13 protein-coding genes are annotated in these 15,764 nt (G+C 29.8%); 11 read left to right on the top strand and 2 right to left on the bottom strand.

The annotated features are described in order from the left end of the window. Positions 1-9: 9 nt before the first annotated feature. The 10 genes from GOY08_RS13200 (at position 10) to GOY08_RS13245 (ending at position 12,728) form a co-directional block, all read left to right on the top strand. Positions 10-1,083: an aromatic ring-hydroxylating oxygenase subunit alpha gene (locus tag GOY08_RS13200; protein WP_158999386.1), complete on the top strand. Its 1,074-nt coding sequence runs from the start codon at positions 10-12 to the stop codon at positions 1,081-1,083. Beyond that, on the top strand, positions 1,064-2,767 hold the full coding sequence (betA, locus tag GOY08_RS13205; protein ID WP_158999387.1) for a choline dehydrogenase: 1,704 nt from the start codon (positions 1,064-1,066) through the stop codon (positions 2,765-2,767). Before GOY08_RS13200 ends, betA begins: the two co-directional genes overlap by 20 nt. Positions 2,768-3,128: 361 nt before the next feature. Continuing rightward, the gene (locus tag GOY08_RS13210) at positions 3,129-3,560 is read left to right on the top strand and encodes a hypothetical protein (protein WP_158999388.1); all 432 of its coding nucleotides are present in this window, start codon (positions 3,129-3,131) and stop codon (positions 3,558-3,560) included. A gap of 186 nt (positions 3,561-3,746) precedes the next feature. After that, positions 3,747-4,160: a chemotaxis protein CheW gene (locus tag GOY08_RS13215; protein WP_158999389.1), complete on the top strand. Its 414-nt coding sequence runs from the start codon at positions 3,747-3,749 to the stop codon at positions 4,158-4,160. Positions 4,161-4,183: 23 nt separating this feature from the next. Further along, the gene (locus GOY08_RS13220; protein WP_158999390.1) at positions 4,184-5,554 is read left to right on the top strand and encodes a CheR family methyltransferase; all 1,371 of its coding nucleotides are present in this window, start codon (positions 4,184-4,186) and stop codon (positions 5,552-5,554) included. Then, a complete protein-coding gene (locus tag GOY08_RS13225) occupies positions 5,547-6,053 on the top strand; it encodes a chemotaxis protein CheW (RefSeq protein WP_158999391.1) in 507 nt (168 codons plus the stop codon). The genes GOY08_RS13220 and GOY08_RS13225 overlap by 8 nt, the downstream gene beginning before the upstream one ends. Positions 6,054-6,069: 16 nt before the next feature. Then, a complete protein-coding gene (locus tag GOY08_RS13230) occupies positions 6,070-7,914 on the top strand; it encodes a methyl-accepting chemotaxis protein (protein ID WP_158999392.1) in 1,845 nt (614 codons plus the stop codon). Between the two features lie 2 nt (positions 7,915-7,916). Next, complete coding sequence (locus tag GOY08_RS13235) at positions 7,917-10,328, top strand: hybrid sensor histidine kinase/response regulator (RefSeq protein WP_158999393.1); 2,412 nt, start codon at positions 7,917-7,919, stop codon at positions 10,326-10,328. Beyond that, entirely contained in the window at positions 10,321-11,355 is a 1,035-nt protein-coding gene (gene cheB, locus GOY08_RS13240; RefSeq protein WP_158999394.1) for a chemotaxis-specific protein-glutamate methyltransferase CheB, read from the top strand. The genes GOY08_RS13235 and cheB overlap by 8 nt, the downstream gene beginning before the upstream one ends. Continuing rightward, positions 11,352-12,728, top strand: a complete 1,377-nt coding sequence (locus tag GOY08_RS13245; protein ID WP_158999395.1) for a fused response regulator/phosphatase — start codon at positions 11,352-11,354, stop codon at positions 12,726-12,728. The genes cheB and GOY08_RS13245 overlap by 4 nt, the downstream gene beginning before the upstream one ends. Positions 12,729-12,819: 91 nt before the next feature. On the opposite strand, the gene GOY08_RS13250 is transcribed toward GOY08_RS13245, so the two are convergent. Next, complete coding sequence (locus GOY08_RS13250; RefSeq protein WP_202914065.1) at positions 12,820-14,148, bottom strand: putative Na+/H+ antiporter; 1,329 nt, start codon at positions 14,146-14,148, stop codon at positions 12,820-12,822. An 80-nt stretch (positions 14,149-14,228) separates the two neighbouring features. Between GOY08_RS13250 and GOY08_RS13255 the strand changes: the two genes are divergently transcribed. Further along, positions 14,229-14,942, top strand: a complete 714-nt coding sequence (locus GOY08_RS13255; RefSeq protein WP_158999396.1) for a YjjG family noncanonical pyrimidine nucleotidase — start codon at positions 14,229-14,231, stop codon at positions 14,940-14,942. On the opposite strand, the gene GOY08_RS13260 is transcribed toward GOY08_RS13255, so the two are convergent. Beyond that, on the bottom strand, positions 14,923-15,690 hold the full coding sequence (locus GOY08_RS13260) for a substrate-binding periplasmic protein (protein WP_158999397.1): 768 nt from the start codon (positions 15,688-15,690) through the stop codon (positions 14,923-14,925). The genes GOY08_RS13255 and GOY08_RS13260 overlap by 20 nt on opposite strands. Positions 15,691-15,764: the final 74 nt, after the last annotated feature.

The following is a 15,764-nucleotide window of genomic DNA, read 5'->3' on the forward strand; positions in this document are numbered from 1 at the left end:
GGTTTAATTATGAGCAATGAAGTAATACACACTTTAACTGTTGATTGGTTTACAAAAAATAATATTTTTCAATTAGAACGACAAGAAATTTTTAAAAAACAGTGGATTTATGCTGCAGATGAATCTGAATTTAAAAACATTGGTGATTATATTAATCTTGAAATTGCAGGATTTCCTTTTGTCATAGTAAAGAAATCAGAAACAGATTATTTTGCTTTTCATAATTTTTGTTTGCATAGAGCAGCTCCACTTCTAAGCGAAAAAAAAGGAAATATTAAAAATTCATCTTTAACTTGTCGCTATCATGGTTGGACTTATAATCTATCAGGAGAACTAATAGCAACTCCTATGTTTGATATTAATACTGTTAAACAAAATTGCTCTGAAAAACTTCATGAAGTAACAATTGGAAAATTAAAAAAATTAATTTTTGTAAACTTAAATGCAGAAAATTCTATTTCATTTGAAAACTTTATTGCGCCTGTAAAAAATGAATTTGAAACTGCAAATTATGACATGAGTCAATATAATCTGTTTGGGCAAATGGAAAAAATAGCTAATTGCAATTGGAAAACATGGTTAGATGGGTATCAAGAATGTTATCACTGCACAACAATTCATCCTATATTCAATAGAGACTTTTATTTAAAAAAATATAAGGTTGAAAATAAAGAAAACTATTCCGTCCATTCTTGTGAAAGAAAACATTCTTCTGAATCAGGTGAACAGCAAGGTCTTTGGTTATGGCATTTTCCTAATCTAGGTTTACCTTGTTATGAAAATGCATATTATACAATTCAAATTAATCCATTAAGTGTTAATCAAACAAAGCTTACATATAAATTTAGATTTAAAAATAATGTTACAGAAAATGAAAGAGTTGAATTTATAAAATTTGTAGAAAAAATAACAATTGAAGACATCTCTATTTGTGAATTAGTGCAAAAAAATCTTGAAGTAGGTATTTATCAAAAAGGAATTTTGAATCCAGAAAAAGAAAATGGAGTAGCTTACTTTCACTCCTTAGTTAAAACGGCAGTGATGAATGCAAAGGATTTTGCTTATGGCGATAAAACAATATGATTTTATAATAATTGGCGGCGGATCAGCAGGTTGTGTATTAGCAAATAGATTAAGTACAAATCCTGAGCAGAAAGTTCTTGTTTTAGAAGCAGGAAGACCAGATTACATTTGGGATATCTTTATCCATATGCCTGCTGGCCTAATGTATCCACTTGGCAACAAAATGTATGATTGGTGTTATGAAACAGATCCTGAGCCATTTATGAATGGAAGAAAAGTTTTCCATGGACGAGGTAAAGTTTTAGGTGGTTGTAGTTCAATTAATGGAATGATTTATATTCGCGGGAATCCATTAGATTATCAAAAATGGGCCACCCAAAAAGGCTTAGAGCATTGGGATTTTCCGCATTGTTTACCTTATTTTAACCGCGCTGAAACCCGCATGTTTGGAGCAGATCATTTTCATGGATTTACTGGTCCACTTCTGCTTGAAACTGGACCTTGCACAAATCCACTATTTCAAGCTTTTTTCTCCGCAGTTCAGCAAGCAGGATATCCACTCACCGAAGATGTAAATGGTTACTGTCAAGAAGGATTTGGAAAATTTGACCGCAATATTTATCGAGGCAGAAGACTTTCTGCAGCAAGGGCGTATCTTCATCCAATTAGAAGACAAAGAAGTAACTTAACAGTCAAAACAAGAGCATTTACTAATAAAATTATCTTTGAAGGCAAAAGAGCAATTGGTGTTGAATACCAACAATATGGAATGACCAAAAGGGTTTATGCTGGAGAAATTATTTGCAGCGGAGGGGCGATAAATAGCCCACAGTTACTTCAACTTTCTGGGGTTGGTAATGCAAAAGATTTAACCTCACACAACATAAAAGTTGTAGAAGACTTGCCTGGTGTAGGGGAAAATCTGCAAGATCATTTAGAAGTTTATATTCAATATGCATGTAAGCAACCTGTTAGTATGTATCCCGCTCTAAAATGGTGGAATAAACCTAAAATAGGTTTTCAATGGTTATTTCAACGTAAAGGAGCAGCTGCTACTAACCATTTTGAAGCAGGTGGTTTTATCAGAAGCAATAATTCTGTAACTTATCCTAATATTCAATTTCATTTTCTACCTTTAGCTGTTCGCTATGACGGCTCTTCGCCGTCAGGAGGGCATGGCTATCAAGTCCATATTGGCCCTATGAATTCAGACGCTAAAGGAAGAATTAAGCTAAAATCTAATAATCCAAGACAACACCCAAGTATTGTTTTTAATTATCTCTCTACAGACCAAGATAGAAGAGAATGGGTTGAGGCTATTCGCTGTGCGCGAAATATTTTAAATCAGCCAGCTTTTGCAGAATTTAATGGAGGAGAAACGTCTCCAGGCATGAACATTCAAAGTGATTCCGAAATTCTAGATTGGGTTGCTAAAGACGCTGAAACAGCTTTGCATCCTTCATGTACCTGCAAAATGGGTGAAGATTATATGTCTGTTGTGAATCCTAAAACAATGGAAGTTCATGGAGTTAAGAATCTTAGAGTTGTCGATGCCTCTGTTATGCCCTTTGTTACCAATGGTAATATTTATGCACCAGTAATGATGATAGCAGAAAAATCAGCTGATATTATTTTAGGAAATTCAGCACTATTACCAAATTACTTGCCATATTATCAGCACAAAATGCAGGAACAAACTAAAAACCCCGAAAGTTCAACTGAACAGTTATTAGAAAACATGTAATTTTTTATTTAAAGCTACGTAATATCCAATCCTTTCTATTTGTTTAGATTGATTTAATTTAAAATATTTTAACTATATATTTAATAAATCAAAAATAAATAATTTTTTATTCAGAAAAGTATGTTTGGAAAAATTAAATTACATATTTATATAATTATAGAAATGACTAATGTTAAATAACTTAAAATATATCTAAATTAAAAAAAAGACATTAATGTATAGGAATACAAATAGATATAATATTATCATATTAAATAATAAAATTAATTAATATATTTATTGACTAAGTATATCACAAAATATAAAAAATATTATTCCCAAATAAGTGGGTCTTATTAATCAACTTCTAAAGGAAAATAAAATGAAAAATATGCTAATAAAGACAGGCCTTCTAATATCAATTATATTTTTACAATTTAGCGCTTCTGCTTTATTTATTGAAGACTTTAGAGGCTGGTTACAAAGCTCAAGTACTTCTGTTATTTGTGCAGAAAATAAAAAAAGCTATCACTGGTTGGAAAATGAATCAGCTACGGGTTACTGGGGTGTACATACCGACTATCATGCAGGATATGCTTTTCATTATTTTTTCCTTAGCGAAGGTGCAGGAAAATATAATGAACTACAAAATAAATGTATTAGTAAATTTGGTGAAAAATTTAAATATCCTCAACCAGCTGATTACTCTTTTTCTGACTGGTATCCTTTTGCTAAAAATCAAAATGAGATGTTTCCAAGTGCATATGTGTCAAAGGCTTATATAAATTTTACCAAAACTTATATCCCTAAGTAAAAAATCTTTTCTTAACTAATATTAGTTAGTAAAAAAATTCAGAAATTACAAAAAATAAATACTTTTAATATAAATTTTAAAAGTATTTATTTTTTTGGGAAATTTCTTCCTACATTGACAATTCAGTATATATTTAAAAAAAATTGAATAAAGTAAAATTAAATAAATTCATTATAAAAGGGACACATGGAAGAAGTAAATCACTTTCTCACATTTTCACTACATAATTTAATTTTTGCAGTACCTCTTAATTTTGTTGAAAGAGTTTTTAGATCTGTTGAAATAACAGAACAACCTTTGGCAGCTAAACATATAAAAGGTGTAATAAATATTCATGGTAAAGTCGTCCAAGTTTTTAATATCAGAAAACTTCTCAACCTCCCAGAAAAAGATCTCTCAATTTATGATCAATTTATTTTAGGAAAAGGGAAAAAACCAATCTGCTTATGGGTTGATACCGTGCATGACGTGATTCAAAGAACAAAAGTACAAATATCAGAGTCGGAAATTATTACCTCAGAAAAAGATATCCTAAATGGTATGATGAATTTCAAACAAGGAGTCATTTTTTTTATTGAACCAAATTGTTTTTTTCAATAAAAACAAGGAAATTGGCGGTTTAGATGGAAAAAAAACAACTACCACGAGAACTTCTCGTTGAAATGGGAAATTACATTTCACGTCAGTTAGGTATTTTTTTCCCTACAGAACGCCTAGTCGATCTTGAACGTAATTTAGCAAATTTAGCAAAAGAAAGAAATTGTATTTCAGTAGAAGAACTTGTAAATGACTTCCTTAAAAATCCAGTTTCAGAAGAAAAATTCCAACAATTAGTTGCACATATTACAATTGGAGAGACTTATTTTTTTCGTGACATAAGAAGTTTTGAAGTCCTTGAAGAAATTATTTTAAAAATAATAGAAAATAAAAATTTCGGAAAAAAAGAAATCAATATTTGGTCTGCTGGTTGCTGCACTGGTGAAGAAGTTTATTCTATAGCAATTTTGTTAAAAAGATTACATATTAATTTATTTGATTGGAATATTTCAATTATTGGAACCGATCTTAATAAAAATTATCTTGAACGTGCACAAAATGGGATTTATTCCGAATGGTCTTTTAGACAATCTCCAGCATGGTTAAAAAGTTACTTTACCAAAGAATCTAATGGAAAATATAGAATAAATTCTGAAGTTCAAACTATGGTTAAATTTTATAATCTTAATCTTATAGATACACATTATCCTTTAGCATTACAAAATTTAGATTTAATTTTATGCAGAAATGTTTTAATTTATTTTGACTCTACTCAAATTAAAAATACTATTTCTAAGTTCTATAATTGCTTAAATAAAAATGGAATTCTCCTAGTAGGTGCAACAGAAACAGCACCCGAATACTTTCCGCAATTTAAATATATTTCTTATCCAGATGTAATTATTTACGCAAAAAATGAAATTAATTTATTAAAAAATTCTTTAGATAATCATTCTTTTGACTTTCAAAAAAATTTAAATAACTTTGATTATTCTGAAGAAGATTCAAAAATAGAAAAAAATGAAAAAATAAAAGAAGCAAAAAAAGAATTTAACTATTATGAAACATTAATTAAATTAATAGAAGAAGACAAGAAAGATATTAATAATATTCTAAGAGAATGTGACAAAGCAATTAACACAGATAAATTAAATCCAAGTTATCATTACTTAAAAGCAAAAATATTAAATTTAACTAATAGAATTGATGAAGCTCTTATAGAATATGAAAAGACTTTATACCTTGATAGCAAATATATTTTAGCGCATTTTGATTTGGGAAATATATATTTAAGTATAAATGAAACTAAAAAATCACGCAGACATTTTGAAAATGCATTACTATTATTAGAAACGGAAAATAAAAATAATATATTACCAGGCTCATCAAATATCAATGCTGAATATTTAATAGAAAATATTTGCTTAATTTTTAAGGAAAATAATTTTGATGAATAAAGAAAAAGAACAAGAAATTCTGAAAAAAAGAGCTGTTGAGCTTGCAATTTCATTGGATGAAGAAAAAACCAATTTTGAAACAGTTGAAATTGTAGAATTTCAACTCTCTGATGAAAGATACGCAATTGAATCAACTTCTGTAAGAGAGGTTTATTCTTTAAAGGAATTTACCCAACTTCCGTCAATACCAAAATATATATTAGGAGTAATGAATATCCGAGGAGAAGTAATTACGGTTGTTGATCTTAAAAATCTTTTTGAAATTCCAAAAAAAGAATTACAAACTTTACAGAAAGTAATTGTTATTGAACAAAATAATTTAGTGTTAGGAATTCTGGTAGATAATATAGTTGGAGTTTACTTATTGAATAAGAGCGAAATTAAACAAGGAGTCCCCACTTTAACTGATATTCGATCAGAATTTTTACTTGGAGTTACTAAAGATCAATTAGTTATTATTGATGCCATAAAATTTATTAATGATATTAAATTAAGTTAAATTACTGGAGATTGATATGAAATGGACTATTGGCTATAAAATTACTGGGCTCATACTTTTAATGGTTAGTATTTTTATCTTAATGTCAGTAATTATCTTTAAAAATACTAACCAATTAATGGATTCTTATACTGAAATTTCAAGATCAAATGAACTACTCAATGATATAGAAAAATTAAGAACTACACTTTATCTAGCAGAAGATGGGAAAAGAGGTTTTGTTATAACAGCTTTTGATGATTATTTAGGGCCTTTCACTAAAGCTTCTAATTCTTTAGATAAAGACATAGAAAATATTATGAATTTAATAACTGATAACAAAGTACAGACGCAAAAAATAAATTCAATTAAACCCTTTATTGCTGAAAAAATGAACGAACACACTAAAGCCATAGAACTAAGAAGAACAAGAGGTTTTGATGCCGCTAAAGATTATTTAATTAGTGTAAATAATAGAAAATATATGGATAAAATTAATAATACTCTCGACGAAATAGTAATCGATACAAAACAAAAACTACAAATTGAGCAAAAAAATAATATAGCTGCTGTTGAGTCCTCCCGAAATTTGTTTGTTGCAATAATTATAGTAAGTATTGCGAGTTTAATTACTGGTTTTGTATTTATTAAATATTCGGTTTCTGATCCTCTTATATACATTACGGATTTAGCTGCAAAAATATCAATCGGAGAATTACCAAAAACAACACAGGTCAGCAATAGACAAGATGAAATTGGAGATTTATTCAGAGCATTTGCTCAAATGAATCAATATATTCGTGAAACCTCAGACATGCTCGAAGAAATTTCAAAAGGTAACTTAAATATCAGATTAAATGCACTCTCAGACAAAGATGTCTTACGTCTTACATTTACAAGAATGGTGGCTTACTTACATAAAATTGTGAAAGCATTAGATGAAGTTGCTAAACAGAACTTGCGCTATAAGATTGATCCAGAATCAAAAGAAGATATTCTTGGCCATACTTTAATCGCGATGGTAGAAAAATTAAATATCATCATCAATCGTTTGAAAGAAGGTTCACAGGTCTTATCAAAATCAGCTACAGAAATTATGTCTGTAACAAGCCAAGTCGCAGCTGCAGCAACCGAAACATCTGGAGCTGTAAGAGAAACTATTGTTACTATTGAAGAAGTAAAACAAACTGCGCAACTCTCTACGCAAAAAGCAAAAAATGTCTCTGATACAGCAAAACGTGCCTCCGATGTTTCTTTACTTGGTGCAAAATCAGTTGATGATTCGATTTTAGGTATGACTGAAATAAAAAAACAAATGGAAACTATCGCCGAGAGTATTATGAAACTCAGCGAACAAAGTTTAGCTATTGGGGATATTACTTCTGCTGTAAATGACTTAGCTGAACAATCAAATCTTCTGTCTGTTAATGCCTCTATAGAAGCTGCTAAAGCAGGCGAACTGGGTAGAGGTTTCGCTGTGGTTGCGCAAGAAGTCAAAGCATTAGCAGAGCAATCTAAACAGGCCACAACACAAATTCGTACAATTTTAAATGATGTGCAGAAAGCGACAGCAAAAGCAGTATTAACAGCAGAACAGGGTGGGAAAGCTGTTGAACTTGGGATGAAACAGGTATTGCAGTCAGGCGAATCAATTAAAACATTATCTGAAAGCATTTCAGAAGCAGCACAAGTTTCAAATCAAATTGCAGCATCGAGTCAGCAACAACTTATTGGCGTAGATCAAGTTGTCATTGCTATTCAAAATATAAACCAAGCTACTAATCAAAACGTAACAGCAACAAAACAAGTAGAAGCTTCCGCTGGAGAATTAAATAGATTAGGTAATTTATTAAAAGAAATTGTTGATGAATTTAGAGTATAACAATGGATCAAAAACAGCAATTACTGCTCAATAAGCTTCTCCAAACATTTAAGCTTGAAGCAGAAGAACATTTAAATAACATGACAACTTTTCTAGTAGAGCTAGAAAAAGAAACAGATGAAAATTCAAAAAAAACTCTTATAGAAAATATTTTTCGTGAATTTCATAGCTTAAAGGGAGCTTCAAGAACAGTAAATCGTTTAGAAGCAGAAAAAATATGCCATGCATGTGAAAATGTTTTTTTCCTACTAAAAAACAATCAACTTAAATTATCTGCTGAACTATTTAATCAATTTCATGCTCTTTTAGATCTTCTTGGAAAAGTAGTTATTATAAATGATAATGAAATTTCTGATAAAGATAAATCTTTAAGTAGAGACTTACTCCAAAAATTAAGTAAACTATCTAATGCACAAAATCAAATACAGACAGAAAATAAAGCTAGTCAATTAAATAGTAATGAGAAAATAAATCCTGAAATAAATTCATCTAATAATAAAAATATTAGCAAACAAATCGAACCAGAAAAAAAAGCACAAGAGGTATTTAACAATAAAAAAACTGAAGAAGAAAATTTTCAAAAAGAAGTAAAAAGCAAATTAGTTGAAGAAGAAAAATCAAGAAACGAATTAAAAAAGAATAATACACAAGATGAAAGTAATTTAAAAAGAACTAGTGATGAAGAGAAATTACCTAAATTAGAAATAGCTAAAAGTAATATAAGGATTTCAACTGATAGATTGAACAATGTTCTATTGCAAATTGAAGAACTAAGAGGTCTGGCAATAAATTCAAGAGATCACCTTGTATTTGTCAAAGAGCTTGGAAATATAATAGACTTATATAAGAGAGAAAGCAATAAAAACGAGCATATATCAAATGATACTCTTTCATCACTTGGAATTAAAGTTTCTAATTTAACTGGATTTCTAGATAGAGATCAGCGATCTTTTCATAGCATGCTTGATTCTATTTTAGGAGACATGCGGAAACTATTGATGTTACCTTGTTCAAGTGTTTTAGATTTATTCCCTAAAATCGTAAGGGATTTAGCGCATTCTTTAGAAAAAGAAGTAGAATTAAATATTCAAAATGGCGAAATAGTTTTAGATAGACGCATACTAGAAGAAATAAAAGACCCACTAATTCATATTATTCGCAATTGTGTAGATCACGGAATTGAAAAACCATCAGTAAGAATTGCTAGAAAAAAACCAGCTAAAGGAACAATTAATATTTCGGTATCAGCCACACTTGGCAATAAAATTGAAATATCAATTTCTGACAATGGAAATGGTATTAATCTTGAAAAATTAAAAAATAAAGCAATCCAAGCTGGTCTCATTTCTTATGAACATTCACTTAAAATGACAGAGCAAGAACAAATACATCTTATTTTTGAATCTGGAATTAGTACTAGTGATATGATCACAGATCTATCTGGAAGAGGCTTAGGAATGGCCATAGTAAGAGAAAAAATAGAAAAATTAGGAGGCTCCATACATGTAGAAATGGTTCAAGGAAAAAGCACCAATTTTACAATAAGAGTACCAACAACTTTAGCAACTTTTCGTGGAATTTTAGTGCGTGTTTGGAATCAACTGCTTGTGTTCCCAACTGTGCATGTTGAAAGGGCAATTAGATTAGCTTTTAATCAAATTAAAACGATTGAAAATAGAGAAGTTATTCAATTTAATAATCAATCAGTCTCAGCTGTTTCTTTAGCACATGTTCTTAATATGGAGTTAAAGCAAGACTCTGCAATAAAAATTCCTGACAAAGTTTTATTTGTTGTTGCAGAACTTTCAGGACAAAATATAGCTTTCCAAGTAGATGAAATACTAGGGGAACAAGACGTTATTGTTAAGAGTGTGGGTAAAAAATTAGGGAAAGTTCCAAATATATCTGGAGTAACAATATTAGGTAACGGGAAAGTAATTCCTATTTTAAATATGTTTGACTTAATGAAATCTGCAATTTCTTTAAATTCAAGATCGAGTATTTTAAATCCTGAAAAAACAAATGCTGTAATTACAAAGAAAAAGAAAAAAATAATATTAGTTGTTGATGATTCTATTACCTCTAGAACATTGCTAAAAAATGTTCTGCAAGCTGCTAGTTACGAGGTAATAACAGCCGTAGATGGCAGTGAAGGATTATCTTTAGCAAAAGCTGAATATTTTGATCTTATTATTTCTGATGTAGATATGCCAAATTTAGACGGTTTTGAAATGACTAGGCAAATAAAATCCGACGAAAAACTTGCAAAAACGCCTGTTATTTTGGTGACCTCAAGAGACACTAAAGAAAGTAAAGAAAAAGGTTTAGAAGTTGGAGCAAATGCATATATTGTAAAAAGCAGTTTCGATCAAAGTAATCTTTTAGAAGTTGTTTGGGGGTTACTACATGATTGATATTCTTATTGTTGAAGATTCATTAGTTGCACAAGAATATCTTATTCAAATATTAAGTAGTGATCCTTTAATTAGAATTGTGGGTACAGCTAAATCAGGCGAAGAAGCCATTGAAAAAGTAAAAAAATATCATCCACACGTTGTTACAATGGACATAGAACTTCCCAAAATGAATGGCTTTGAAGCCACAAAAGCAATAATGCAGGCTTGGCCAACAAGAGTTATTATCGTAACAGCTCTTGAAGCAAAACTATTAGATCTTACCTTTAAAGCTATGTCTGCAGGTGCCGTTGCCTTGATAGAAAAACCACCTGCATTTGGAAATGAAAACTCTGAAAAAAAGAAAAAAGAACTTATTGATACAGTAAAATTAATGTCTGAAGTTCCTGTTGTTAGACATAGGATGTCAAATAAAACTTCAAATACCTCAGAAAACCCTGTGAAAAAAAACATTAAAGTTCTTGCCATCGGGGCTTCAACGGGGGGGCCGCCAATATTAGAAACTATCTTAAAAGGCTTACCAAAAAATTTTCCAGCTCCAATTTTGATTGTCCAACACATTACTGAAGGTTTTATAGATGGACTTGCAAAATGGCTATCAACTTCTATTGAAATGCCAATCCATATTGCAACAAATGGAACTTTCCCTTTAGCAGGAAATGTTTATTTAGCTCCCGATCATTATCATCTGGTCATCGGAAAAAATGGTTGCATTGAGTTAAATAATGACCCTCCTGATCATAACTTAAAACCTTCAGTAGAACATTTATTCCAATCTGTTGCTAAATTATTTGGAAACGAAGCTGTTGGAGTTTTGTTAACAGGTATGGGTCGAGATGGAGCAGATGGGCTAAAATTAATGTTTGAGAAGGGTGCTATAACTATAGCTCAAGATGAGCAAAGTAGTCTTGTATTTGGAATGCCTAATGAAGCAATAAAAACAGGTGGGGTTACTTATGTGTTACCTCCGGAAAAAATTGTTGAAACTATATTATGTATTGTAAGTAATACTGAAGGAAAATCATGAGTAGAATCTTAGTTATTGAAGATAGCCAAACTCAAGCTTTAAAAATTCAATTTATCCTTGAAGATGCTGGTTTTGAAGTTGAAGTTGCTACCAATGGAAAACAAGGCTTAGCACTATTTGCTTCAAAAGATTTTGATGTCGTTATTAGCGATATTATTATGCCTAACTTAACAGGATATGAAGTATGTAAACAAATTAAAATGGATACTAAAAAGTCAAAAACACCTGTTATTCTTCTTACAACTTTAAGCGACCCTATGGAAGTTATTCATGCTTTAGAATGTGGGGCTGATAATTTTATTACCAAACCTTATCAAGATGAATTACTTATAAAAAGAATTAAGGATGTTTTACTTTCAAAAGAATCTAAATTAAATAGTACTAATGAAAATTTTGAATTAGCTAGATTTTTAGATAAAGAAATTATGATTCCTATTAATAAAGGACAAATATTAGGTCTTTTGCTTTCCACATTTGAAGATATTGTAAGAACAAATAATGAATTGCAAGAAAATAAAGCTGAATTAGAATATAAAAATAGAGAAATAGAAAAAATAAATTTAAGATTAGAAGTAGAAATGAAAGCAGCGCAACAAGCATTGCGTGGTTTATTTCCTAAAGTAGAATATGTCGAAAACTTTATAACTCATCCCATAAAAATTGCTTTATTTAATCAAAGTGCGAGTGAAGTTGGTGGGGATTGGTGTGGATTTTACAATATTGGAAAATATAAATTAGTCTTAATTGGGGATGTAACTGGCCATGGTGCAGGTAGTGCAGTCGTTGCTGCTTCTGTTTCAGGATATTTTGAATCTTTAGCCAATAGTAAACTATCAGAAGAAATAGATTTAATTACCCTATATAAAAATCTGAGCCAATTTATAAAAAAAATTGGTAATGATGAATTTTGTATGACAATGGCTATGCTATTATTTGATGAAGACATGAATAATTACTATTACTTAAATGCGGGACACAATCATCCATTTATCGTTTCTTATAAAGATACAAATAACATAGAAATTAAAAAAGCATTACTAAGTGGACATATCCTAGGGCATGTTCCTGATGAAAATTCAAAAAATCAAGATGAAATTCAAATTAATAAATTTGAATTCAAAAATGATTCAATGCTGATATTATATACAGATGGTTTGACTGAAAATGCTAATAAATTAGGTGAACAATACGACGAAAATCGCTTAAAGAAATTCTTTCAAAAAAATAATTTTAAATTTACAAATCCATTGGTTATTATAAATAAAGTAATAGATGAAATATATAATTTTTACGATGGTTACCCTATCCAAGATGACATTACATTAATTCTTATTAAAAAAGGTGCAAAAAGTATTATTGAAGAAGAAAATTAAAAATTAATTTTTAACAGGAAATAAACTTTTTCCAATTTTAGCATTCAAAATGCGTTGTAAAAATTTTCAAAATATATCTTAACTTTATTTATTATAAGAAATATAAACACATTATTGCAAATATTGTGTAGGGAAGAGAGCCTAAAAAAAGTTTTAATGGACTTATACCATCTTCTCCAAGTGTTTTATTCAAAATACCATACCCAATTGGGTTAGGAGCATTTGCAATAACTGTCAAACCACCTCCAGCTACAGCTCCAGCTACTAGGGAAAACTTCATTGCATCGGACAAATTAGGAACAAGTGTCCCTAAATAAGTTAACGCAGCATTATCAGTCACTGCCGTTAAAGCAGTGGCTCCAATAAACATAGAAACTGGCTCAAGCATATTTACAATAGGAACCAACCACCACTGCTGTAAAGCTCCTAAAGTAACTAATCCACCTAAAAAGAATCCAACCAACAAACTCTCTCTAATTTTTAAAGGCTCTTGATATTCTTTTGTTACCTCATACCAACCAATATATAGTAAAAATAAAGGAACCAAGAAAGAGATATATTTATGATAAATAATGCATAAGACTAAGAAAAAGATATTTACTAAAATAATCCAATAAGGAGACTTTTCTTTTTCTTCTAGTTGAACTTGCTTTTTATCCAATGCTTTAATTTCGTTTCGATAAATAAATGCTGTAACTATTGTACTTATAACTACAGCAAACATGGACTTCCAACCAAAATTAGTAAACATAAAGGCCGCATCCCATTTCCAAGTACTAGCTACTATCAAAACAGGGGGGGCGGCGAAATGAGTTAAAGTACCGCCTATTGATATATTTACAAATAGTAATCCAAGCATTGAATACTTAAACTTCAAATTGTCCGATTTAGAAAAAAAGTGCTCATATAGCAACATAGCACAAACAGTCATTGCTACTGGCTCTGTAATAAAAGAGCCTGATAAAGAACCAAAAATTAAAATACAACAAAAAAAAGCTATTTTTTGATTTATGAAAAATATCTTTCCAAAAAAAATAGATAAGTAAGTAATACCCCTATCCGCTAAATTCATTACAGGTTTTGTTGCTGACATACACATGATTGTAAAAACAAAAACTGTTTCTTTAAAATCCAGTTGGTTTAAAAAACTGATTGTTGAAGACATTCCTAAGACAATGGAAAGAAATGCAATAAAGATAAAAGCCCAAAATCCAAAAACAACCTCTACTTCACCTAAAAAGTGTAGCAATTTTTCAGGCATAGAACCTTTTTTAAATTTATGCGATAACGCATTAATTTTACTTGTGCAAAATGTATGAATAACCGCCGCTGTGAAAATGAAAGTGGCTGTATATGTTATCGTTTTATTTTGTAATAAGTCGTTCATAAATACTAAATTATCTGAACAATTTGTAGCCATTAGAAAACTTTCCTTGCTTCTTAACAAGAGCTTTGCAATATTCTAGCTTTCATTGTGTTATTGGTATGAAAGGCCTAAAAATGAAATACTCTTTAATATTTTTTGACGCTGATGATACTCTTTTTGACTTTAACAAGTCTCAGAAAATTGCTTTTAAAGAGGCAATTACTCATTTTAATATAAATTACCATCAGGATCTTTTATATTTTGAGTATCAAAAATTGAACAAAGAATTATGGACGTTATTGGAAAAAGGCGACATCAATGCCAATGACTTGAAAATTCTACGGTTTCAAAAATTATTTGAAACTCATCAAATTCAACAAGATCCAAAAATCTTTGCAGATTTTTATATCGAAAAAATTTCCAAAAGTACACATACCATCCCTTATGCGGAGCAGTTATGCCATATCATTCATGCAAATAATATTGAAATAGGAATTATCACGAATGGTTTTACAGATACCCAAAAGCCGCGTCTACAGGCATCGAGTTTAAGCAAATATTTTAAATCTGTTACTATCTCTGAAGAAGTGGGGGTAAGAAAACCACAAGCTGAAATATTTCATTTAGCTTTAACTAAGCATTCACATATACCTAAAGAAAAAGTGTTAATGGTTGGGGATAATTTAGAGGCTGATATCCATGGTGCAAAAAATGCAGGGCTCGACACTTGTTGGTTGCATAGAACCGGTCTCAAAACTAAACAAAATGCTAATACAAATTATATTATAACTGAGCTAAAGCAATTGATAAAAATTTTAGAAATAAACCTTAATCGTCCCAATTTTTAATTTGCTCAGTTAAATTAATTTTCTTTTCAAGCAATAAATATTTAATTAATTTATTCAACTTATCTCTATCTGATATATCTAACTTCTTAGAAAATCCAAAATAAATTGCGGAGTATTCCCCTGGTATTTCAACTAGCTTTATTTTATCACTAATTTTATTTTTTCTTGCTAAATAAATAAAAACATGAGAACTATATCCATGAATTAAATCAACTCTTTTCCCCAAAAGTTTTAATATTAACAAATATATAGATTCAGTAGAAGCAGAAGTTTCAAATTTTAATTTACTTTTATTTTCCAATAAAAAATTACTAATAGCAGCATCTTGTTTTATTCCAATTGTTAAATTTTCAAGTTGTTTCACAGATGTTATTTTATTTAATTTAAAATCACTTCTTGCAATTAAGTAAGGCTTATCTTTCATGAAAGGAATTTCACTATTAATAACATACTCATTTTCTAATTGCTTAGCAGACATGGCCATCATTTGAATATGGCCTAGTTTTATTTCATGGCTCATTCTTGTATGATTAAATTTTTCAAACACAAATTGGTAGTCACTTATACTTTCAATTGTTCGAATAAAATCATACAGAGGACCAACTAATTGCTGGCGATCATTTTCATATATAAAAGTAGGAGCAACAAAGTAACCAATTGTTATAATTTTCTTTTCTTTTGCAAATCCATACCCATTTATTAAAAAGGAAATTGTCAGAAAAAAATTTATTAAATATTTAAAAGACATTGCCAATCCTTAAAATAAAGTACGTTATATTTATTTTTGCCAACTCTTTTAATTTTAAACCAATTTTAAAATAA

This window comes from Pigmentibacter ruber (assembly GCF_009792895.1).
Lineage (GTDB): Bacteria > Bdellovibrionota_B > Oligoflexia > Silvanigrellales > Silvanigrellaceae > Silvanigrella > Silvanigrella rubra.

What these genes read in the sequence shown, in the direction of transcription:
- GOY08_RS13200 (WP_158999386.1), top strand. Translation starts at nt 10, where the DNA reads ATGAGCAATGAAGTAATACACACTTTAACTGTTGATTGGTTTACAAAA.
- betA (WP_158999387.1), top strand. Translation starts at nt 1,064, where the DNA reads ATGGCGATAAAACAATATGATTTTATAATAATTGGCGGCGGATCAGCA.
- GOY08_RS13210 (WP_158999388.1), top strand. Translation starts at nt 3,129, where the DNA reads ATGAAAAATATGCTAATAAAGACAGGCCTTCTAATATCAATTATATTT.
- GOY08_RS13215 (WP_158999389.1), top strand. Translation starts at nt 3,747, where the DNA reads ATGGAAGAAGTAAATCACTTTCTCACATTTTCACTACATAATTTAATT.
- GOY08_RS13220 (WP_158999390.1), top strand. Translation starts at nt 4,184, where the DNA reads ATGGAAAAAAAACAACTACCACGAGAACTTCTCGTTGAAATGGGAAAT.
- GOY08_RS13225 (WP_158999391.1), top strand. Translation starts at nt 5,547, where the DNA reads ATGAATAAAGAAAAAGAACAAGAAATTCTGAAAAAAAGAGCTGTTGAG.
- GOY08_RS13230 (WP_158999392.1), top strand. Translation starts at nt 6,070, where the DNA reads ATGAAATGGACTATTGGCTATAAAATTACTGGGCTCATACTTTTAATG.
- GOY08_RS13235 (WP_158999393.1), top strand. Translation starts at nt 7,917, where the DNA reads ATGGATCAAAAACAGCAATTACTGCTCAATAAGCTTCTCCAAACATTT.
- cheB (WP_158999394.1), top strand. Translation starts at nt 10,321, where the DNA reads ATGATTGATATTCTTATTGTTGAAGATTCATTAGTTGCACAAGAATAT.
- GOY08_RS13245 (WP_158999395.1), top strand. Translation starts at nt 11,352, where the DNA reads ATGAGTAGAATCTTAGTTATTGAAGATAGCCAAACTCAAGCTTTAAAA.
- GOY08_RS13250 (WP_202914065.1), bottom strand. Translation starts at nt 14,148, where the DNA reads ATGGCTACAAATTGTTCAGATAATTTAGTATTTATGAACGACTTATTA.
- GOY08_RS13255 (WP_158999396.1), top strand. Translation starts at nt 14,229, where the DNA reads ATGAAATACTCTTTAATATTTTTTGACGCTGATGATACTCTTTTTGAC.
- GOY08_RS13260 (WP_158999397.1), bottom strand. Translation starts at nt 15,690, where the DNA reads ATGTCTTTTAAATATTTAATAAATTTTTTTCTGACAATTTCCTTTTTA.